Raw genomic sequence first — 20,393 nt, 5'->3', positions numbered from 1 at the left:
GACCTCAACCGAACTTGAGGTTGCACGCTCGAAGTATGAAGGTTGTCGAGGTGACGAGGTTCGGCGGTCCCGAGGTGCTCCAGGCCGGGTCGGCGCCCGACCCGGTCGCGGGCCCGGGGCAGCTGGTGGTCGGTGTGGCGGTCGTGGACGTCATGTCGCTCGACGCGCAGTTGCGGGCGGGCTGGGGGCAGGAGTGGTTCCCGTCCCGGCCGCCGTTCGTGCCGGGCACTGGCGTGGCGGGGCACGTGCTGTCCGTGGGCGAGGGCGTGGACGCGTCCTGGGTGGGGCGGCGGGTGGCCGCCCTGGTGCCGGGCGGCGGGTACGCCGAGCGGGCGGTGGCCGACGCCGCCACCGTGGTCGCCGTCCCTGACCGGTTGAGCCTGCGGCAGGCCGCCGCGCTGGTCCAGGTGGGCCCGGCCGCGCTCAGCCTGACGGACGCCGCCGAGCTGAAGCCGGGCGCCCGCGTGCTGGTCCTGGGCGCGGGCGGCGCGCTCGGGCTGCCGCTGGTCGCGCTGGCGAACGCCGCGGGCGCGCACGTCACGGCCGCGGCGCACGGCACGTCCAAGCGGGCGGCCGCCGTCCGGTTCGGCGCGGCGGAGACCGTCGACTACGGGGAGCTGGCCGGGATCGGTTCCGGGCCGGCCTGGCCCGGCGGGTACGACGTGGTGTTCGACGGTGTCGGCGGGCAGGTCGGGACGGCGGCGTTCCGGCTCGTCGCCCGTGGCGGGACGTTCTTCGCCTACGGCGTGCCCAGCGGATCGACCGCCGCGGTCGACCCCGGGGAGGCGGAGCGGCGCGGGGTGCGGCTGGTCGGCATGGAGCAGGTCCAGTTCGCCCCGGACGAGTTCAGGGACCTGGCGGAACGGACGCTGGCCGAGGCTGCGGCAGGCAGGCTCGCCACGCTCGTCGGGCTGGCCGTGCCGCTGGAACGGGCACGGGAGGCGCACGCCGCGCTGGAGAGCCGGGAGCTGGTCGGCAAGGCGGTGCTGCTGGTGACGTCCAGGGCCGTGCGGTACACCCGGCACGGCGGGTCCGACGTGCTCTCCGTGGACGAGGTCGCGATCCCCGAACCGGGCCCCGGCCAGGTGCGGGTCGCGGTCCGCGCGGCGGGCGTCAACCCGATCGACTGGAAGATCCGCCGCGGGTTCGTCGGCGGCGCGGTGACGGAACCGACCGGCACCGGGATGGAGGTCGCGGGCACGATCGACGCGCTCGGGCCGGGGGTCGAGGGCTGGCGGACGGGGCAGCCGGTGTTCGGCCGCGTCCCGGCCGGGGCCGCCGCGGACCACGTCCTGGCCGACCCGCGTGAGCTGCTGCGCAAGCCCGACGGGCTGCCGTACGCGCTGGCCGCCGCACTGCCGGTGGCGGTCGAGACCGCGCATCGGGTGCTGCGGCAGCTCGTCCTGCGGCCCGGCCAGACGCTGCTGATCCACGCGGTGGCCGGCGGTGTCGGGCTGGTGGCCGCGCAGCTGGCGATCGCCAGGGGCGCCCGGGTGGTGGGGACGGCCAGCGAGCGGCACCACGCGTTCCTGCGCGGGCTCGGCGTACACCCCGTTACCTACGGCGAAGGGCTGGAGGAGCGGCTCCCCCGGCCGATCGACCTGGTGCTCGACGCCTCGGGCAGGGACGTGCTGGAGCTGTCGGTCCACCTGACCGGCGACCCCGGCAAGGTGATCACCATCGCCGACTTCGCGGGGGCGGCCGAGCACGGGGTGCGCTTCTCGACCGGCTCCGACGGGCAGGCGATCGGCGAGATCTTCGCCGACGTGCTGCCTCTCGTGGCGCGCGGAGCCGTGCGGATGCCGATCGCGCGGGAGTTCCCGCTGGAGCGGACGGCCGACGCGCACCGGCTCAGCGAGGACGGCCACCTTCTGGGCAAGATCGTGCTCATCACGGAACCGTCCCTTCCGCGATAGCGGGCAGACTGGGCCCATGCTGGAAACCTCGGCCCGCCTGCTGAAGCTGCTGTCGCTGCTGCAAGCGCACAAGGAATGGTCGGGCCCCGAGCTGTCGGCGCGGCTCGGGGTGTCGACCAGGACGATCCGCAACGACGTGGAGCGGCTGCGCAGCCTCGGCTACCCGGTGCACGCCACTCCCGGCGTGGCGGGCGGCTACCGGCTGGGGGCGGGCGCGGCACTGCCTCCGCTGCTGCTCGACGACGAGGAGGCCGTCGCGGTGGCGGTCGGGCTCGGCAGGGCGGCGGGCGGCGGCGTGGAGGGTATCGAGGAGACCTCGGTGCGGGCGCTGGCCAAGCTGGAGCAGGTGCTGCCGTCCCGGCTGCGCCGCCGGGTCAACGCGCTGAACACGTACACGGTCCAGATCCCCGGCAGGGCCCCTTCGGTGCCGCCCGAGGTCCTGACGGTGATCGCGAACGCGGCCCGCGACCACGAGCGGCTCCGCTTCGACTACACCGGCCACGACGGCTCGGAGACCGTCAGGAACGTGGAGCCGTACCGGCTGGTCCACCGGCGCGGGCGCTGGTACCTGCTCGGCTACGACGTCGAGCGGCAGGACTGGCGGACGTTCCGGGCCGACAGGGTGCGGCCGCGCACGCCGACCGGGCCGCGCTTCCCCCCGCGCGACCTGCCCGACGGCGGGGACGTGGCCGCGTTCGTGGAGAAGGGCGTCAGCACCGCGATGTGGCGCTACCACGCGAAGGTGCTGCTGCACGCCCCCGCCGAGCGGATGCGCAGCCTGCCGCTGGGGCTCGAGGTCGAGCCGGTCGACGACGCCACCTGCCTGCTGAGGCTGGGCGGCGACGACCTGGCGGGGATCGCCGTCTGGATCGGCTTCACCGGCGTCGACTTCGAGGTGCTCGACCCGCCCGAGCTGGCCGAGCACGTGCTGCGGCTGTCCGAGCGCTACCGCCGGGCGGCCGGCCCACCCGAAGGGCGGACGGCCGTCAGCGGCCCGGCGTGACCAGGCCCGACTCGTAGGCGAGCACCACCAGCTGGGCCCGGTCACGAGCGCCCAGCTTGGTCATCGCCCTGCTCACATGGGTCTTGGCGGTGAACGGGCTGACCACCATGTGGGCGGCGATCTCGTCGTTGGACAGCCCGCGCCCGACCAGCGCCACGGCCTCGCGCTCGCGCTCGGTGAGCAGGCCGAGCTCGCCGGGCGGCAGGGTGAGCGGCGGCCGGGAGACGAACTCGCCGATCAGCTTGCGGGTGATGTCGGGCGAGAGAAGGGCGTCGCCGCGGGCCGCCACCCTGATCCCGTGCAGCAGGTCGGCGGGGTCGGTGTCCTTGAGCAGGAACCCGGCGGCCCCGGCCTGCAGCGCGTCGAAGACGTACTCGTCCAGGCCGTAGTTGGTGAGGATCACCACGTGCACGTCCGACAGGCGCGGGTCGGCGGCGATCCGCCTGGTGGCCTCGATGCCGTCCATGACGGGCATCTGGATGTCGAGCAGCACCACGTCGGGCAGGTGCTCGACGGCGAGCGCGACGGCCTGCCGCCCATCGCCCGCCTCGCCGACCACCTCGATGCTCTCCTCCGCCTCGATGAGCGCCTTGAACCCGGCCCTGATCAGCGCCTGGTCGTCGGCGAGCAGCACCCTGATCACGAGACACGCACCGGCAGGTCGGCGCGGACGGAGAAACCGCCCTCCGGTCTCGGCCCGGTCACCAGCTCGCCGCCGAGCGCGGCGACCCGCTCCCGCATGCCGGTGAGCCCGACGCCCGGCGGGTCCGCCGAGACGCCGCCCCGCCCGTCGTCGTCGACCTGGACGACCAGGCCGTGGGCGGCGTAGCCGACGAGCACGGTGGCGGAGGCGGGGCCCGCGTGGCGGGTGACGTTCGTCAGTGCCTCCTGGACGATGCGGTAGGCCGCCTGCTCCACCTCGCCCGGCAGCGTCCTGGGCCGTCCGTCGATCTTGAGCGTGGTCGGCTGGCCGGCGGCGCACGCCCGGTCCACCAGGTCGGGCAGCCGGTCGAGGATGCCGGTCGGCGGGTCGGCGTCGTCGCGCAGCACCTCCAGCGTGGCCCGCAGCTCCCGCATGGCCTCGCTGCCCGCCTCCTGGATGGCGAGCAGCGCGGGCGGCGGCTCCTCGCCGCGCTTGCGCGCGAGGTGGACGGCCACGCCCGCCTGGACCTTGATGATCGAGATGCTGTGGGTGAGCGAGTCGTGCAGCTCCCTGGCGATGCGCAGCCGCTCCTCCCCCGCGCGGCGCAGCGCCGCCTCCTCGCGGGTCCGCTCGGCCTCGACGGCGCGCTGCTCGATCTGCTGGAAGACCACGCCCATCACGGCCGAGGCGACGAACCAGCCGGCGACGGCGAGCGCGCCCTTGACGGCGGGCACGAGCGGCAGCCCATGGAGCAGACCGGCGCCGACCATGCCCGCTTCGAGCACCGCCGTGGCGATCAGCGCGAGGGGGTTGTGGCCGCTCTTGACCACGCTGAAGATCGTGATCAGCGCGGGCAGCCCGGCGACCAGCTCCGGCCCGTCCAGCAGCACGTAGCCGAGCGCGCAGGCCGTGGTGATCACCAGGACCGTCCTGGGCGCCCGCCGCTGCGCGTACAGGACGAGGGCGGAGGCCCCGAGCAGCAGATAACCGAGCGGCCCCGTGCCGGTGAGCGCGGCGTTGCCCGCCATCACGGCCGCCACGCCCAGCACCAGCACCACGTCGGGCATATGAGGTCTCGCCATGTCCGCACCTTACGGCGAAACCGGACAGAAAACGTCGTTCCGCGGTGCTACTCCCGGCGCAGTAGCGCCTGGCCGCCGTACTGCGTCCGGCTGCATCCTCGCGCACGACGACGGCACCCTGGTCGCCGGGCCAGCATCGGGGCGAGCGAAAGGAGCCGAGATGACGTATCGAGCGTTGCGGGCCGCCGGTTTCCAGGGGCGGATCCACCTGCCCGGCGAGGAGAGGTACGAGCTGGAGCGGCTGCCGTGGAACCGGGCGTTCGACCCCCGCCCTGACGTGGTCGCCGAGGCGACGGGGCCGGAGGACGTGCGAGCGGCCGTGCAGGTGGCCCGCGCGCTGGGGCTGCCGGTGTCGGTGCAGTCCACGGGGCACGGCACGGTGTCGTCCGCGGCGGGCGGGCTGATGCTGCGCACCTCGGGGATGGCGCGGGTGACGGTGGACCCGTCCTGGCGGACGGCGACCGCGGGGCCGGGGGCGCTGTGGTCGGACGTGATCGCCGCCGCCGCGCCGTACGGGCTGGCGCCGCTGTCGGGCACGCCGTGGGTGGGCGTCACGGGGTACACGCTGGGCGGGGGCGCGGGCTGGCTGTCGCGCGCGTACGGCCTGGCCGCCGACAGCGTGGTGCGGGCGGACGTCGTCACCGCGGACGGCGAGCCGCTGACCATCGGCCCGGACGAGCACCCGGACCTGTTCTGGGCGCTGCGCGGCGGCGGCGGCAACTTCGCCGTGGTGACGGCCCTGACCTTCCGCCTTTACCCGGTCGAACGGGTCTTCGCGGGCATGACCCTGCACCCCGTCGAGCGGGCGGCCGACACGCTGGCCGCCTACCGCGCGTGGGCGCCGGACGAGTCGGACGAGTCGAACACGGCCGTGCTGGTCATGCGGCTGCCGGACGGCGGCCGGGCGCTCGGCGTCAGGGCCGTCTGCCTGGCCTCCGCCGAGGAGGCGCGGCGGCTGCTCGCGCCGCTGCTGGACGCGGCGGGCGAGCCGGTCGGCGGCGGCATGGCCGAGCTCTCCTTCGCGGAGGCGGGCACCGCCATCGCCGGGCCGCCGAGCCCGCCGATGGCGGTCAGCCAGCACTTCGACCTGGTCGAGGACCTGCCCGACGACCTGGTCGGCGCGCTGCTCGGCTCGGGGGCGCGGGCGGTCGAGGTGCGGCACTGGGGCGGCGCGATGGCCAGGCCCGGCGCCGACGCGGGCCCCGCCGGCCACCGGGACGTGCCGTTCTCCGTCCTCACCATGGGCGAGCGGGTGGACCTCAAGGGGCACGCCACCGGGGGCACGTTCCTGAACTTCCTGACCGACCCGTCCAGGACCGCCTCCGCGTACACGGCCGGGGACCACGCCCGGCTGGCGCAGGTGAAGAAGGCCTGGGATCCCGACCGCGTGCTGCGTCCCGGCCACGCCATCCTGCCGGGCTGATCTTCACAGCGCGTCGAGGTACTCCTGCCTGACCTTGGCGCGTGACAGCTTGCCCGTGGGGGTGCGGGGCAGCTGGTCGCGGTACTCGACCACCTTCGGCCACTTGAACCTGGCGATCCGCGGCCCGCAGTGTTCGAGCAGCTCGGACGTGAGCTCGGGGCCCGGCGTGACACCTTCGGCCGGTTGCACCAGGGCGACCACGTTGTGGCCCCACTCCGGGTCGGGCACCCCGATGACGGCCGCGTCCGCGACCGCCGGATGCTCCAGCAGGGCGGCCTCGATCTCGGCGGGGTAGATGTTCACCCCGCCGGAGACGATCAGGTCCGTGCGGCGGTCGCAGAGGAACAGGAAGCCGTCCTTGTCGAGGTAGCCGATGTCGCCGGGGGCGTACCAGTCGCCGCGCATGCTGGCCGCCGTCTTCGCCGGGTCCTTGCGGTACTCGAAGGTGCCCAGGCCCGACCTGATGTAGATCATGCCGGGCTCCCCCGGGGGCAGTTCCTCGCCGTCGTCGTCGAGGATCCGGACCTCGAACGACGGCGCGGGCCTGCCCACGGTGCCCGGCCTGGCCAGCCAGTCGTGCGGCTTGACCGCGAACGCGATCGTCGACTCGGTGGAGCCGTAGTACTCGTACAGGACGGGCCCCCACCAGTCCATGATCCCCTGCTTGACCGCGACGGGGCAGGCGGCGCCGGTGTGGATGACCTGGCGCAGGCTCGACACGTCGTACCCGGCCTTGACCTCGGCGGGCAGTTGCAGCATCCGGTGGAACATGGTCGGCACCATCATCGCGTTGGTCACCTGGTACCGCTCGATCAGCTCCAGGACGGTGACCGGCTCGAACCGGGGCGCGATCACCACGGTGTGGCCCAGGTGCAGCGCGAACTGGGTGTGCGCGCACGGCGCCGAGTGGTACATGGGCGAGGTCACCAGGTGCACGCCGTCGCCCGGCCTGAGGTCGACGACCTCGCCGAGGAACCACGTGTACAGAGGCATGAGCGCCTCCGGCTCGGCGTCGGAGAGCGGGCGTTGCACCCCCTTGGGGAAGCCGGTGGTTCCGGAGGTGTACCACATGACGGCTCCGGCGGACCGCTCGCCCGGCGGGCTGGTCGGCCGGCCCTCGGCGAGCCCGCCGATGCCGGTCTCGGCGCCCGGCACGGCCTGTTCCGGGCCCGCGACCACGATCCTGGCGTCGCAGTCGTCCAGGATGTAGGCGATCTCGGAGTCGGTGAGATGCCAGTTGATCGGCACGTAGTACAGGCCGATCTGGCCGGTGGCCATCAGCATGACGACCGCGTCGAGCCCGTTGCGCAGCACGCCCGCCACGACGTCGCCACGGCGCAGGCCGCGCGCCCGCAGCCCGTGCGAGACCTGGTTGACCGTGGCGAGCAGCTCGCCGTAGCTGACGACCGCGCCGTCGGGGCCGACGACCGCGCGGCGGCCGGGGTCGGCCTGGGCGATCGCGTAGAAGCCAGGGAGGTCGGCGATATCGGTCGCGGGGTCCATCACAGCTCCAGCAGGTCGGCCAGGCGGGCGCGGTGCGCGCGCGGCGGGCCGAGCAGCACCTCGTCGGCCTTGGCCCGCTTGTAGTAGAGATGCGCGTCGTGCTCCCAGGTGAAACCGATGCCGCCGTGCAGCAGCAGATGGTCGCGGGCGACCTCGAAGCAGGCCCGCCCGACGTACGCCTGGGCCAGCGCGGCGGCCTCGGGCAGGTCAGCCGGTGACTCGTCGGCCGCCCAGGCGGCGAACCTGACGATCGACTCGGCCTGTTCGAGCTTGCAGTGCATGTCGGCGAGCCGGTGCTTGACCCCCTGGTAGGAGCCGATGAACCGGCCGAAGGCCACGCGGATCTTGGCGTAGCCGACGACGGAGTCGAGGGCGGCCCGCAGCACGCCGAGCTGCTCGGCGGCCAGCGCGACGGCCCTGAGATCACGCGCCCTGGCCAGCGCCGCGGTGTCGGTGCTGAGCACCCGGCCGCGGGCCGCGTCGAGGACCACCCTGGCCTGCCGCCGGGTGAGGTCGAGCGTGATGCGCGGCTCCCGGGTGGCGGCCTCGGCGTCCACGGCGACCAGCGCGTCACCGGTGTCGACGAGGAGCACGTCGGCGTCGAGGCCGTTGAGCACCTGCCCGGCGGTGCCGTTGAGCACCTCGCCGTCGCGGCTGACGCCCTCGACGAGCGTGGCGGTCAGGCGGCCCTCGGCCAGGGCGGGGAGCAGTTTCTCGTCGGGCGCCTGGGTGAGTGTGATCACGGCGAACACGCCGGCGAGGAACGGGCCGGGCAGCAGGGCGGCGCCGGTCTCCTCCAGGACGACGGCCAGCTCGGCGAAGCCCGCGCCCGCCCCGCCGTACTGCTCGGGCACGATCAGGCCGGACAGGCCCAGCTCGCCGTTGAGCCGCGCGTAGACGTCGCGGTCGTAGCCGTCGGGTGACTCGATCGCGCGGCGGACCTCGGCCGACGGCGAGGCCGTGCTCAGAAACGCGCGGACGGCCTCGCGCAGCTGCCGCTGCTCCTGGCTGAGTACCAGCTTCACCCCTGCGTCCCCACCTTCAGGTCCTTGAACGGCACGGTCTTGTCCACCCTTGGCTCGGGCGGCAGGTTCAGCACGCGGTCGCCGATGATGTTGCGCATGATCTCGTTGGTGCCGCCGCCCAGCGCCATCGCGGGGGCCAGGGAGATCGCGTGCGCGAGCGGGCTGTCGCCGACGACGGAGGCCGGGCCGGCCAGCCTGGTGGCGAGGTCGGCCCGGAACAGGGTCAGCTCGGCGAGCAGCAGCTTGGCGGCGCTGCCCCGGGCGCCGGGGAAGAGGCCCGCCCTCGTCTCCTGGGCGAGGCGCTGGTTGAACAGGGCCAGCGCGCGCGAGCGGATGTGCAGCTCGACCAGCTCGTCCCTGACCAGCGGGTCGGTGGTGTCGGCCGTCTGGCGCAGCGCTTCCAGGGAGGTCGGGTCGTCCTTCTGGCCGCTCATGCCGACCCCGGAGGAGATCGACAGGCGCTCGTGCAGGAGGGTCGTGACGGCGACGCTCCAGCCGTCGTTGACGTCGCCGACGCGGTGCTCGTCGGGGATGGGCACGTCGTCGAAGAAGATCTCGTTGAAGTGGGCCCGGCCGGTCATGTCCTTGAGCGGCCTGACCGTCACGCCCGGGTGGCGCATGTCCACCACGAACATGGTCAGGCCCCGGTGCTTGGGGACGTCCACGTCGGTGCGGGCGAGCAGCAGGCCCCAGTCGGCGTGCTGGGCGACCGACGTCCAGACCTTCTGGCCGTTGACGATCCAGCCGCCGCCGGCTCCGTCACGCTCGGCCCTGGTCTGCAGGCTGGCCACGTCGCTGCCCGCGCCCGGCTCGGAGAAGAGCTGGCACCAGATCTCCTCGCCGCGCAGCAGCGGCCGGACGAAGCGCTCGCGCTGCTCGTCGCTGCCCTTGTCGACCAGCGTGGGACCGGTCATGCCCAGGCCGATCGAGAAGACGTAGGTGGGCAGCGCGAAGTCGCGGGCCTCGGCGGCGAACGCGCGCTCCTCCGCCTGGGTCAGGCCCTGACCGCCCCACTGCTCCGGCCACGTGATGCCGGAGTAGCCGGCGTCGTAGAGTCTGGCCATGAAATCCCTGGCCTGAGTGATATCTAGGGAATCGCCCTTCGGGGCATTTTCGAGCAGCCAGTCCCTGGCGGCACGCCGATACTCGTCAAGGTTCACGTCGTCCCCTTCGCATCAGTGCTCACTTACTCTAACCAGCTCCACGCGACTGGCATAGAGCATCGTTCTGGCGACCTTTTGTCCCGATTTATCGCTGAATCTCCGTTAATTAGAGATGAAGCCACTTAGTGTGATCACCTGGCTACCAGGGGGGAGGCGTGGTCACACGGTTCGGGAGGTCCGTGCGCGCGCGGCTGACATTGCTCGCGAGCGTCACCATGGCGCTGTTCTGCCTGCTGGCCAGCTCGCTCCTGCTGTACGGCCTGCACAACACGGCCCTCGAATACCGCAAGAACGAGGTACTGGGTGTGGCCCTGCGCGTGGTTCACCAGGTCAAGCGCGGCACTCTGCCCGCGGTGGTCCCCACCGACCTCGACGGCATCCAGGTGGCCGACACCGCCGGGCGTGTCACGGCGTCCAGCGCGAACCTCGTCGGACATCCGCGCCTGACCACCTTCGTGCCGGACCCCGACGAGGTCAACAGCACCCAGATCATGTGCGGCCTGCCCGCGTTCCCCGGGCGGTGCGAGATCACGGTCGTCTTCCGGGTCTACGAGAAGGAAGGCGAGTACCTCATCTACGCCTTCGTCGACACGGTGCCCTGGTACGTCACTCCCGGCGTCCTCGCGTCCGTGGCGGGCGCGTCGGCCGGGCTCGTGGCGCTCGCCTGGTTCGGCACCTCGCGCGTGGTGGCGGGGGCGCTGGCCCCGGTCGACCGCATCAAGGACGAGCTGGCCGAGATCACCGCCACCGCCGACCTCCGTCATCGCGTGCCCGCCCCTCGCAACGTCGACGAGATCCGCGCGCTGGCGCGGTCGGTGAACCTGACGCTCGACCGGCTGGAGGCCGTGGTCGAGGACCATCGCAGGTTCGCGTCGGACGCCTCGCACGACCTGCGCAGCCCGATCACCGCGATGCGCGCCCAGGTCGAGGAGGCCATGCTGCACCCGGAGGACGCCGACTGGGAGCACACCGGACAGGCGCTCCTGGCCAGCCTCGACCGGCTCCAGGCCATCGTCGCCGACCTGCTGACGCTCGCCAGGCTCGACGCGGGCGAGCCCGGCGTGTGCGAGGACGTCGACCTGTCGGAGCTGGTCACCGAAGAGGCGTCCAGGCCGCGCTCGAAGCAGGTCGTCAGGACGCTGCAGCCGGGGGTGGTCGTCCGCGGCGACCGGCTGCGCCTGGCCAGGCTGCTGACGAACCTGCTCGACAACGCCGAGCGGCACGCCGACTCCACCATCATCGTGGCCCTCAGGCGGCACGACGGCCAGGCCGTCCTGGAAGTCCTGGACGACGGCGGCGGCATCGCCCCCGACCAGCGCGAGTACGTCTTCCAGCGGTTCGCCCGCCTGGACGCCTCCCGCAACGTCGACGCGGGCGGCACCGGCCTCGGCCTGCCCATCGCCCGCGACATCGCCCAGGCCCACGGCGGCACGCTCGCCCTCGAGGACTCCGACACCGGCGCCAGGTTCGTGCTGCGCCTGCCGGTCAAGGAGGGGTGAGCCGTGTTCACCCGGTGGTCGGTGCGGCGCAGGCTCACGATGGCGGCCCTGATGTACACGCTGGGCGGCTACCTCCTCACCGCGCTCCTGGTCACACCGCTCGTGCACGCGCTGCTCACCGAGCACGCGATCCAGGAGGCGGCCGCGGCCGCGCACCGCGTCTCGATCACCATCGAGCGAAGCTCCCCCGACAACCTCCGGCCCCTGGTCTCCACCGAGAACGTCGATCTCATCCAGGTGGTCGACGAGCACGGCATGGTCCGCCAGAGCAGCATCCGGCTCGCGAGCAAGCCGCCGCTCACCAGGATCCGGCCCGCCGACGACGGGCTGCGCGTCGACAGCACTTTCTGCACCGACCATGTGCCGGGCGAGCGCTGCCTGGTCACCGTCGGCGACCGGATTCCGGTCGGGACGTCGTCCTGGATGGTCTACGCCTACGTCAGCGCCATCCCCTGGTACATCGGCCCGTTCTACGTGGGCGGCATGCTGCTCGGCGTGGTGGCGCTCTCCTCGATCACCGCCGCCGTGGCCTCGCGCACCGTGACGAAGGCGCTGGCGCCGGTGGCGGCCATCAAGACCGAGCTGGCCGAGATCACCGCCACGGACCTGGGCCGCCGCGTGCCGCCGTCCCCGCACGAGGACGAGCTGGACCGACTCGCCAGGACCGTCAACCAGACCCTGGACCGCCTGGAGACGGCGGTCGAGCAGCAACGCAGGTTCGCATCCGACGCCTCGCACGACCTGCGCAGCCCGATCACCGCGATGCGGGCCCAGGTCGAGGAGGCCCTGCTGCACCCGGAGGACGCCGACTGGGAGTACACCGGACGGGCGCTCCTGTCCAGCCTCGACCGGCTCCAGGCGATCGTCACCGACCTGCTGACGCTGGCCAAGCTGGACGCCGGCGTGCCGTCGGCGAGGGAGGCGGTGGACCTGGCCGCGCTCGTGGAGGAGGAGCTGTCCCGGCGCTCGCACACCAAGCTGGTGGAGCTGCGCATGGGCGGGAAGGTGATGGTGACCGGCGACAGGCTCCAGCTCGCGCGCCTGCTGACGAACCTGCTCGACAACGCGGAACGGCACGCCGCGTCCAGGATCAAGGTGTCCGTGGGCGCCGTGGGCGTCCGGGCCGTCCTGGAGGTCGTGGACGACGGCGGCGGCATCGCCCCCGACCAGCGCGAGACCGTCTTCGCGCGGTTCACCCGCCTGGACGCCTCCCGCAACGTCGACGCGGGCGGCACCGGCCTCGGCCTGCCCATCGCCCGCGACATCGCCCGCGCCCACGGCGGCAACCTCACCATCGAGGACTCCGACATCGGCGCCCGGTTTGTCCTCCAAATCCCTCTGCGCAGTAGTTAGAGTTGCCCGCTGTGACTCCAGGTTTCAGCCGATTAAGACGCGAGGACTTACTGAAGACGGCGTGCGAGGTGATCGCGGAGCGAGGGTTCGGGCACACCAGGACCCTCGACATCGCCAGGGCCGCGGGGGTGAGCCAGGCCCTGCTCTTCTACCACTTCGAGACCAAGGACCGGCTGTTCGAGCAGGCCTTCTCGTACGCGGCCAGGCTCCATCTCAACGCGCTGAACCAGATAGAGAGGTCCGAGCGTTCACCGAGGGAGCGGCTGAAGCTGCTGCTCAAGCGCTGCTCGCCCACCGCCGGCCCGGACGGCTGGCGGCTGTGGATCGACGCCTGGGCGGAGTCGATGCGCAACACCGACCTGGAGGAGACCTCGCGGCGGCTGGACGTCCGGGGCAGGACGCTGCTGCGCGAGATCATCGAGGACGGCGTGGCGTCGGGCGACTTCGTCTGCGCCGACCCCGACGGCGCGTCCTGGCGGATCTTCGCGCTCAGCGACGGGCTGGCGATCCAGTGGAACGTGCACGGCAGGCTGCTGTCGCGCCGCCGCGTCGCGCAGCTGGTGCGGACGGCCGCCGCCGCGGAAGTGGGCCTGGACGTCGAGGACCTTTGAGCCGCCTCCCCCTTCCCAGACTTATTGGATGGTTCGTACAATTAGCTGGCGAGGAGAGGAGTTCACGCGATGACACCCGCACCGAGCTCTACCGCCGCCAGGGAAAGCGACGAGACGGTCGCGGACCGCCGCGCCTACCGGTCCGTCATCGAACGGCTGTCGAAGGCGTCGGTCGACAAGCACTGGGAGCCGTACCGGGACATCCCGTGGGACGACCCCGAGTTCCTCGTGGACCAGACCGACCCGCGATGGGAGCTACCGGACGTCGACAAGCTGGGCGGCCACCCGTGGTACCGGTCCCGCCCACCCGAGACCCGGGCGCGGATCGGGCTGTGGCGAGTGGCCACCGCGATGAAGATCGGGCTGCAGTTCGAGAACCTGCTCAAGCGGGGGCTGCTGAACTACGCCTACCGGCTGCCGAACGGATCTCCGGAGTTCCGGTACGTCTACCACGAGACCATCGAAGAGGGACATCACGGGATGATGTTCCAGGAGTTCGTCAACCGCACGAAGCTCCCGGTACGCGGCATGCCGGGACCGCTGTCGCTGATCGCGCAGGTCGCGCCGTGGATCCCGCTGATCTCGACCGAGCTGTTCTTCGTCTTCGTACTTGGCGGCGAGGACCCGATCGACCACGTCCAGCGCAAGGTTCTCAAGGACGACAGGGAGCACCACCCGCTGGAAGAGACGATCATGCGCATCCACATCGCGGAGGAGGCCAGGCACATCTCCTTCGCCCGGCACTACCTGCGCAACCGGGTGCCGCGGATGCCCCGCCACCGGCGGCTCATGCTGGGCGTCGCCTCGCCCGTCGTGCTCGGCGTGATGGCCGGGATCATGCTGGCTCCGCCGGGGCCGATGATCAGGCGCTTCCGGATCCCCGCGAGCGTCGTGGCCGAGGTGTACCTGCGCAACCGGGCCGCCAAGCAGGAGATCCGCGACTCCGTCGCCAGGACCAGGGAGCTGTGCGTCGACATCGGCCTGATCAACCCGCTGACCCGGCGGATCTGGCGGGCCATGGGCATCTGGTCGGACCCCCGCCCGGCCCGCTGACACCGGCCGTTCCCGCCGCCGGTCAGAGTCGCGGCCGCCTCGCGACCAGCACCTCCGTCACCGCGCGGTCGCGGACGTTCGCGACCCCCTCCGACAGGCGCCTGCCCTCGGTGAGCATCCCGGAATCCGGATCCACCGCGACGACCTCGCGCACCCGCGCCGCCAGCGGGATCGCCACCGTCACCGGACCACAGCCCAGGTCCATGACGCGGCTGCCGGGGCCGAGCGCGCGGGCCAGGTGCTCGATCGCCTCTTCCCCGTGATCCGGCCGGTCTTGGCGTAGTAGGAGGCCGCCCCGCCGAACAGGTCCGTCATGAGTGGGACCATAGACGGGTTTGGAAACGCTCGATGGAAGGCTTTGATCGGTGAGGCGGCTACTCACGGTCCTGCTGCTGGCCTGCGCCGCAGCCGGTATCGCCCAACCAGCGCTGGCGCACAACGTGCTGGTCGGCAGCGACCCGAAGGACGGGGCGACGCTGTCGTCGGTTCCCGAGCGGGTCACGCTGGTGTTCGACCAGACGGTACGCCAGGGGTACGCGCAGGTGGGGGTGACCGGCGCCGACGGCTCCGCGTGGGCCGACGGCGCGGCCTCGGTGGCGGCGGAGAAGGTGTCGGTCAAGGTCAAACCGCTGCGTCCGGGCGGCTCGTACGTGGTGGGCTACCGCATCCTGTCGGCCGACGGCCACCCGGTGACCGGCAAGATCACCTTCACCCTGTCGGCCGACGCCCGCCCGTCCCAACCAGACGCCGCGTCTCCTGCCGACACCGCGTCCCCTGTCAACCCTGCCGTCACCGCGAACCCCGGCACCTCGGCCGACCCCGCCGCCACCGCGGGCCCGGCGCATGACGCGAGCGCGGCCGACGCGGCGGAGGCCGCCGCGAACGGCGGGGCCGGGATGGCCGTCGTCTGGATCGTCGGCGCGCTGCTCGTGCTGGCGGCGGGCACGGCCGTCGCGCTGAGGCGCGCCCGCCCCTCCCCCGAGCACCCGGCACCCACCACCCACTCCCCCACGGAGCAGGAAGGCGAGCACCCCCAGAGCGCGGCGCAGCAGGATGAGGGGGCCCGGTCGTGAGCGTCGCCACAACCTCGCCGCAGCTGGTCGGGCGGCGGATGGCGGCCGGGCCGTTCGTGGTGTGCGCGATCGTCGCCGCCGTGGCCGCCAGCACGTTCACCGCCGAGGAGGCCGTGCCGGGGATCCCGATGCCGGGGCCGGTCGTGGCCGTGGGGCTGCCCGTCGTGCGGGTGCTGCTCGACCTGTGCGCCGTGGCCGTCGTCGGGCTGAGCCTGCTGCCCAAGCTGCTCGGGTTCGACCGGCCCGAGTCGACGGAGCCGGTCATGCGCCGGGCGCGTCCGGTGGCCGTCACCGCCGCGTGGGGCTGGGCGATCTGCGCGTTGCTGACGATCGTCTTCCAGACGGCGGAGCTCAACCCCGGCGGCGTCCCCACAGTGGAGATGATCGCCGGATACGTCGGCAGCGTGGGCACCGGCCAGGGCCTGCTGTTCAGCGCCGCCTGCGCGCTGGCGGCGGCCGGGATCGGCCTGATGGCGGTGCGGTTCGGCGAGAAGGTGCCCGCCGAGCTGCGTGTCATCGTGGCCCTGTTCGGGCTGCTGCCGATCCCGGTCACCGGCCACGCGGTGAACTCCGTCTGGCATGACCCCATCATGATCTCGATGGAGTCGCACGTGATGGGGGCGGCGGCGTGGGTGGGCGGCCTGGCGGCGATCGCGGTGTACCTCACGCCGCGCCCGGAGCTGCTGGCCGTGGCCCTGCCCCGCTTCTCGCGGATGGCGACCGTCTGCCTGCTGCTCGTTGGCCTGTCGGGCCTGGTCACGGGGCTGGGCACGATGGCGCTGACGCCCGGCGTGGAGCTGCCGGGCGCGATCGTGACCAGCCCCTACGGGCTGCTGGTCGTGGTCAAGCTGGCGCTGGTGGCGCTGCTGGTACCGCTGGCCGCGCACATCCGCTTCCGCCTGCTGCCCGGTATCCGTGCGGGCCTGGCCACGCGGGTGGCGGGCTGGATGGCGGCCGAGCTGGCGGTGATGGGGCTGGCCTACGGGGTGGCCGTGGCCATCACCCGCGCCTCGATCGGCTGACGCGTCCGCCTGCCGACCAGCCACTCCGAGGCCAGCCACGCGGCGAGCAGCCCAACCCCGGCCCACACCGCCGAGGACGTGGCCAGGGGCGGCGCCCCCAGCAGCCCCGACTGCCCCTTCAGCAGGCCGTACACCTGCCCCATGAGCGAGCTCTGCACGGTCAGCGTCCCGTACACCACGGCCGTCACCACGACGGACCCCAGCACGGCGCGGACCACCGGGATCCGGACGGCGAACGCCAGATCCACGAAGATCGCCCCGACGACCAGGAAGAACGGCACGGCGGACGGCGGGAACCCGGTGTAGGTGAGCAGCGGCCAGATCAGGGTCCTGAAGCCCACGTAGGAGGCGGCCACCAGGGTGGCCGCGCCGAACCTGCCGATCATCAGCCGGGCCACGACCAGCACGGCCACCCCGACGACGACCGCGTACACGGGATAGAGGAAGTCGGGGACCGGCAGCGCGAAGCCGGTCATCATCACCCGGTCGACCGGGCGTCCCATCTGGTCGGCGGCGAAGCGCAGCAGGATCGGCTCCGCGTAGGTGGCGTGGTTGTCCCAGGCGCCGATCGACAGGATGCCGTACTCCTGGTGCTGCTCGGGGAAGTGCACGTTCTCCAGGAAGAACGCGAAGAACGCGCCGAGCACGACCGTGCGCTCGCGCCCGGGCGGCGCGCCGGTGAACCAGCCGCGGATCACTCCGGCGATCATGAAGAACGTTCCAAGGTAGAGCATGATGTGGGACGGGCTCCACGACGTGATGTCGAGGCCGTTGACCCGGTGGTTGATCAGGTCGAGCGGCACCGCGACGAGGAAGATCCCGGTTCCCCACTGGATGAGCCGCAGCGCGGCCTTGTCGACCCCGTACCCGGTGTAGCCGTGGATGACGGTCAGCGCGACGGCCAGGGCGGTGCCCACCGAGTTGAGCAGGTGCGGCGGCGCGAGGTCGTCGCGGAGCCACTTGAAGTGCCAGGACACGTCCCAGGCCGAGCCGAGCACCTTGAGGGCGAACGCCACCAGCCATCCGTAGTACAGGACCCTGAACAGGTCCTGCGGAGTGTCGCGGCCGGGCAGGCCCCGCGTCCAGTACGGCAGGGCCCAGTCGGCGGCGCTCTTGAACATTGCTGGAGGCTTCACGGCAGCACATCTTACGGTCATCCGGCGCCCCAGCCCGCGATGCCCTGGTATCGGGCGAATACCCGGGTGACCTTCCGCGATTCCGGGGCCATCGACCCCGTACGGATCACCTACCAGCCTCGCCAGACGAGTTCTCCACGGGCTTGAGACGGGCGCTACGCACGGGTCGCCGAGGCTTTCAGTGAGTACATGAGGGGGATCCGGGGGCTGCCTTCCGGCCTGCGGAAGTACACGCCGTCGCGGACCAGCGTCGGGAAGCGCTGGAAGAGCGAGTGGTCGTGCTCGTGCAGGAAGTCCAGCCGCAGGCCCGCGCTCGCGAGGGCGGTGACCACCTCGCCGATGCCGTGCTGGAACTGGACCGACGTGTCGTTCTGGAGCACCTCCGACCCCGTGTACGTGTACGGGCACTGCCAGATCTGGGGGCCTGACTCGAAGTAGTCGTGAACGATTCTCGCCCCTTCCTCCTCGTCCAGCGTGTCGGCGATCGGGTGGAATTCGGCCAGGTAGAGGAAGCCGCCCGGACGTAGCAAGGCCGCGACCGTCTCGGCCCACCTGGTCAGGTCGGGCAGCCAGACCAGCGCGCCGATGCCGGTGTAGACGATGTCGTACCGCTCCCCCAGTGCCTGGACCGCGTCGTAGACGTCGGCGGTGACGAAGCGGGCGTCGATGCCTTCCTCCTCCGCGATGCGCCTGGCCTGCTCGACGGCCTTAGCGGAGAAGTCCAGCCCGGTGACCTCGGCGCCGAGCCTGGCCCAGGACAGCGTGTCGAGGCCGAAGTGGCACTGCAGGTGGACCAGGCTGCGCCCGGTGACGTCCCCGACCTCGTCGAGCTCGAACCGGCGGATCGTGCCGGCGCCCGCCCTGAAGGACGGCAGGTCGTAGAAGTCGCTCGCCACGTGGATCGCGACGCGTTCGTCCCAGGTGGCGCGGTTGACGTCCCGATAGTCGATCTCACTCATGCGCCGAGCCTATGGACGGGGCGAAGCGGCGGCCAACTCGTTTTCTAGCGGCGGCGCAGGCGTACGGGCAGGCGTTTGAGACCGTTCTGGAAGTTGGACGTGAGCCGCTGCGGCGTGCCCGCCGGTGTGACGTCCCAGGCGAGCAGTTCACCGAACACCGCCCGCAGCTGGACCCTCGCCAGGTGCGCGCCGAGGCAGAAGTGCGGGCCGAAACCGAAGCTGACGTGGTCGTTGGGGGTGCGGCCGACGTCGAAGCGGTCGGGGTCGGCGAAGACGGACGGGTCGCGGTTGGCGGAGGCGTGGTAGACGACCACCTTCTCGCCCGCCCCGATGCGCTGCCCGTCGAGGACGAGGTCACGGGTGGCCGTCCGCCTGAAGTCCATGACCGGCGGCCAGAAGCGCAGCATCTCCTCCACCGCCGTGCCCAGCAGCGCCGGGTTCTCGCGCAGCCTGGCCAGCTGACCGGGGTGTTCGAGGAGGGTGAGCAGGCCGCCCGGGATGCCGTTGCGCAGCGTCTCGTTCCCCGCGACGGCGAACAGGAAGAACATGTTCTCGAACTCGGCCTCGGTCAGGCCGCCCCTGAGCATGGCGGCCATGACGGACTCGTCGTCCAGCGGGGCCCGGGCGAGCGCGTGCGCGTACGCGAACATGTCCTCCAGCGCGGCTCTCGACCGCGGGTTCGCGCCGGGTCGCAGCTCGGGACGGGAGGCGACGGCGAGGCGGCCGATCGGGCTGAGCGACGCGGCCTCGGCCGTCGACAGGCCCGCGTAGTCGGCGTCCTGGTAGCCGATCACCCGCGAGGCCCAGTCGTACAGCAGCCGCCTGTCCTGTCCCGGCACGCCCATGACGTGCGCCAGGGTCCAGACGGGCAGGTCGGCGGCGACGTCCACGAAGTCGCACTCGCCCTCTGCGAACAGGGACGCCACGCGCTCGGCGATCGTCCTCTCCAGCGCGCGCACCGCCCTCGGGGTGAAGGCCGCCGCCACGATTCTGCGCAGCCTGGAGTGGTCGGGCGGGTCCGTGTTCAACATCATCGACTGGACGAACGCCAGGTCGGCTGGGGTGTCGGGGTCGCGGATCTGGGTGGCGCCCAGGTGCGAGGAGAAGTCGGCGGGGGTCCTGAGCACGTGCTTGACGTCGGCGTGCCGGAACACACCCCAGTAGCCCGGCCCCTCGCGCCAGGGCCCGACCGCGGGCTCCGGAATCCGGCAGACGGGAGCTTCCAGCCGCAACCGGGCGTACAGCTCGTACGGGACGCCCTGCGCGTAAGTGGACGGCAGGAAGACGTCGTCCACAGGGAGCGGACCTTGCCGGGAGTTGTCCACAGGGGCTTGCGGCATCTCCTCGCTCATGGGGTCCAGCGTGCATGATGGGCGCGTGACTCCAGAAGAAGGAGAAGCGATTCTCCGCGACTATTTCGCGCCCTGGGTGCAGCAGCTGGGGCTGCGCGTGGAAGAGACGGGCGAGCGGCACGCGATCGTCCGCCTGCCGTGGTCCGAGTCCCTGGCGAGGGAGGGCGGCGGGCTGAGCGGGCAGGCGATGATGGCGGCGGCCGACACGGCCACGGTCATCGCGATCTCCTCCGCCAGGGGCGGGTTCGTGCCGATGACCACGGTCCAGCAGTCGACCACCTTCCAGCGTCCGGTGGTGGGCAAGGACGTGCTGGTCGACGTCCGCATCACCAAGCTGGGCCGCACGCTGGCGTTCTCCGAGGTCACGCTGACCGCCGACGGGGCGGTCGAGCCCGTCGCGCGGGCCAGCACGGTCTACGCGCTCCTCGGTTGACGCCATGCACGCCATGCGGCGGCAGGCCGCATCTGCGCCGCTTCGGGGCGGCGGGTCGCATCTACGCCGCCCGGGGGCTGCGGGCCGACCGGCCGGCGCCCCACGGCCGTGCTCGCGGGGGATCTGGCCGGAGGTGGGCGCGAC

The 20,393-nt window shown here is 72.4% G+C and carries 20 protein-coding genes; 10 read left to right on the top strand and 10 right to left on the bottom strand.

Annotated elements, in window-relative coordinates; translation table 11 throughout:
* Window positions 1-35 precede the first annotated feature (35 nt).
* Window positions 36-1,916, top strand: a complete 1,881-nt coding sequence (locus tag ABT294_RS19450) for a zinc-binding dehydrogenase (protein ID WP_350807356.1) — start codon at window positions 36-38, stop codon at window positions 1,914-1,916.
* A 16-nt stretch (window positions 1,917-1,932) separates the two neighbouring features.
* Window positions 1,933-2,919, top strand: a complete 987-nt coding sequence (locus tag ABT294_RS19445; protein WP_350807355.1) for a helix-turn-helix transcriptional regulator — start codon at window positions 1,933-1,935, stop codon at window positions 2,917-2,919.
* Here ABT294_RS19445 and ABT294_RS19440 read toward each other — a convergent pair.
* Window positions 2,903-3,562 carry a response regulator transcription factor gene (locus tag ABT294_RS19440; RefSeq protein ID WP_350807354.1) on the bottom strand — a complete coding sequence of 220 codons (660 nt, stop codon included), beginning with the start codon at window positions 3,560-3,562 and terminating at the stop codon, window positions 2,903-2,905. The genes ABT294_RS19445 and ABT294_RS19440 overlap by 17 nt on opposite strands.
* On the bottom strand, window positions 3,559-4,644 hold the full coding sequence (locus tag ABT294_RS19435) for a sensor histidine kinase (protein ID WP_350807353.1): 1,086 nt from the start codon (window positions 4,642-4,644) through the stop codon (window positions 3,559-3,561). Before ABT294_RS19435 ends, ABT294_RS19440 begins: the two co-directional genes overlap by 4 nt.
* A gap of 160 nt (window positions 4,645-4,804) precedes the next feature.
* Here ABT294_RS19435 and ABT294_RS19430 point away from each other — a divergent pair, with 160 nt between their 5' ends.
* Window positions 4,805-6,067 carry an FAD-binding oxidoreductase gene (locus ABT294_RS19430; RefSeq protein WP_350807351.1) on the top strand — a complete coding sequence of 421 codons (1,263 nt, stop codon included), beginning with the start codon at window positions 4,805-4,807 and terminating at the stop codon, window positions 6,065-6,067.
* 3 nt (window positions 6,068-6,070) lie between these two features.
* Here ABT294_RS19430 and ABT294_RS19425 read toward each other — a convergent pair whose 3' ends face one another.
* The 3 genes from ABT294_RS19425 to ABT294_RS19415 are packed head-to-tail and all read right to left on the bottom strand — an operon-like array spanning window position 6,071 to window position 9,755.
* Entirely contained in the window at window positions 6,071-7,570 is a 1,500-nt protein-coding gene (locus ABT294_RS19425) for an AMP-binding protein (RefSeq protein ID WP_350807350.1), read from the bottom strand.
* Window positions 7,570-8,595: an acyl-CoA dehydrogenase family protein gene (locus ABT294_RS19420; RefSeq protein WP_350807349.1), complete on the bottom strand. Its 1,026-nt coding sequence runs from the start codon at window positions 8,593-8,595 to the stop codon at window positions 7,570-7,572. The genes ABT294_RS19425 and ABT294_RS19420 overlap by 1 nt, the downstream gene beginning before the upstream one ends.
* A complete protein-coding gene (locus tag ABT294_RS19415; RefSeq protein WP_350807348.1) occupies window positions 8,592-9,755 on the bottom strand; it encodes an acyl-CoA dehydrogenase family protein in 1,164 nt (387 codons plus the stop codon). Before ABT294_RS19415 ends, ABT294_RS19420 begins: the two co-directional genes overlap by 4 nt.
* Before the next feature lie 158 nt (window positions 9,756-9,913).
* On the opposite strand from ABT294_RS19415, the gene ABT294_RS19410 reads away from it, so the two are divergent.
* The 4 genes from ABT294_RS19410 to ABT294_RS19395 all read left to right on the top strand — a co-directional run bounded on the left by ABT294_RS19410 (window position 9,914) and on the right by ABT294_RS19395 (window position 14,274).
* Window positions 9,914-11,257 carry a sensor histidine kinase gene (locus ABT294_RS19410; RefSeq protein ID WP_350807346.1) on the top strand — a complete coding sequence of 448 codons (1,344 nt, stop codon included), beginning with the start codon at window positions 9,914-9,916 and terminating at the stop codon, window positions 11,255-11,257.
* Between the two features lie 3 nt (window positions 11,258-11,260).
* On the top strand, window positions 11,261-12,610 hold the full coding sequence (locus tag ABT294_RS19405; protein WP_350807345.1) for a sensor histidine kinase: 1,350 nt from the start codon (window positions 11,261-11,263) through the stop codon (window positions 12,608-12,610).
* Window positions 12,611-12,621: 11 nt separating this feature from the next.
* Window positions 12,622-13,221 (top strand): TetR/AcrR family transcriptional regulator, encoded by a 600-nt coding sequence (locus ABT294_RS19400; protein ID WP_350807344.1) that lies wholly within the window; start codon window positions 12,622-12,624, stop codon window positions 13,219-13,221.
* A gap of 69 nt (window positions 13,222-13,290) precedes the next feature.
* Entirely contained in the window at window positions 13,291-14,274 is a 984-nt protein-coding gene (locus ABT294_RS19395; protein WP_350807343.1) for an AurF N-oxygenase family protein, read from the top strand.
* 22 nt (window positions 14,275-14,296) lie between these two features.
* Here the strand turns inward: ABT294_RS19395 and ABT294_RS19390 are convergent, their stop codons facing one another.
* Together ABT294_RS19390 and ABT294_RS19385 are read right to left on the bottom strand one after the other, a co-directional pair.
* The gene (locus tag ABT294_RS19390; protein WP_350807341.1) at window positions 14,297-14,458 is read right to left on the bottom strand and encodes a hypothetical protein; all 162 of its coding nucleotides are present in this window, start codon (window positions 14,456-14,458) and stop codon (window positions 14,297-14,299) included.
* Entirely contained in the window at window positions 14,455-14,589 is a 135-nt protein-coding gene (locus ABT294_RS19385) for a hypothetical protein (RefSeq protein WP_350807340.1), read from the bottom strand. The genes ABT294_RS19390 and ABT294_RS19385 overlap by 4 nt, the downstream gene beginning before the upstream one ends.
* A 50-nt stretch (window positions 14,590-14,639) precedes the next feature.
* Here ABT294_RS19385 and ABT294_RS19380 point away from each other — a divergent pair, with 50 nt between their 5' ends.
* Entirely contained in the window at window positions 14,640-15,347 is a 708-nt protein-coding gene (locus tag ABT294_RS19380) for a copper resistance CopC family protein (protein WP_350807339.1), read from the top strand.
* The gene (locus ABT294_RS19375) at window positions 15,344-16,369 is read left to right on the top strand and encodes a CopD family protein (protein ID WP_350807336.1); all 1,026 of its coding nucleotides are present in this window, start codon (window positions 15,344-15,346) and stop codon (window positions 16,367-16,369) included. Before ABT294_RS19380 ends, ABT294_RS19375 begins: the two co-directional genes overlap by 4 nt.
* Here the strand turns inward: ABT294_RS19375 and ABT294_RS19370 are convergent.
* From ABT294_RS19370 to ABT294_RS19360, 3 genes are all read right to left on the bottom strand, one after another.
* On the bottom strand, window positions 16,327-17,505 hold the full coding sequence (locus ABT294_RS19370) for a hypothetical protein (protein WP_350807335.1): 1,179 nt from the start codon (window positions 17,503-17,505) through the stop codon (window positions 16,327-16,329). The genes ABT294_RS19375 and ABT294_RS19370 overlap by 43 nt on opposite strands.
* A 155-nt stretch (window positions 17,506-17,660) precedes the next feature.
* Entirely contained in the window at window positions 17,661-18,464 is an 804-nt protein-coding gene (locus ABT294_RS19365) for a class I SAM-dependent methyltransferase (RefSeq protein ID WP_350807334.1), read from the bottom strand.
* Window positions 18,465-18,508: 44 nt separating this feature from the next.
* The gene (locus ABT294_RS19360) at window positions 18,509-19,816 is read right to left on the bottom strand and encodes a cytochrome P450 (protein WP_350807333.1); all 1,308 of its coding nucleotides are present in this window, start codon (window positions 19,814-19,816) and stop codon (window positions 18,509-18,511) included.
* A 25-nt stretch (window positions 19,817-19,841) separates the two neighbouring features.
* Between ABT294_RS19360 and ABT294_RS19355 the strand changes: the two genes are divergently transcribed.
* On the top strand, window positions 19,842-20,249 hold the full coding sequence (locus ABT294_RS19355; RefSeq protein ID WP_350807332.1) for a PaaI family thioesterase: 408 nt from the start codon (window positions 19,842-19,844) through the stop codon (window positions 20,247-20,249).
* Window positions 20,250-20,393: the final 144 nt, after the last annotated feature.

The sequence above is a fragment of the Nonomuraea sp. NPDC000554 genome (genome assembly GCF_040300065.1).
Classification (GTDB): domain Bacteria; phylum Actinomycetota; class Actinomycetes; order Streptosporangiales; family Streptosporangiaceae; genus Nonomuraea.
Note: the sequence above shows the minus strand (reverse complement) of the source record. Positions and strands in the feature narration are given on the sequence as shown.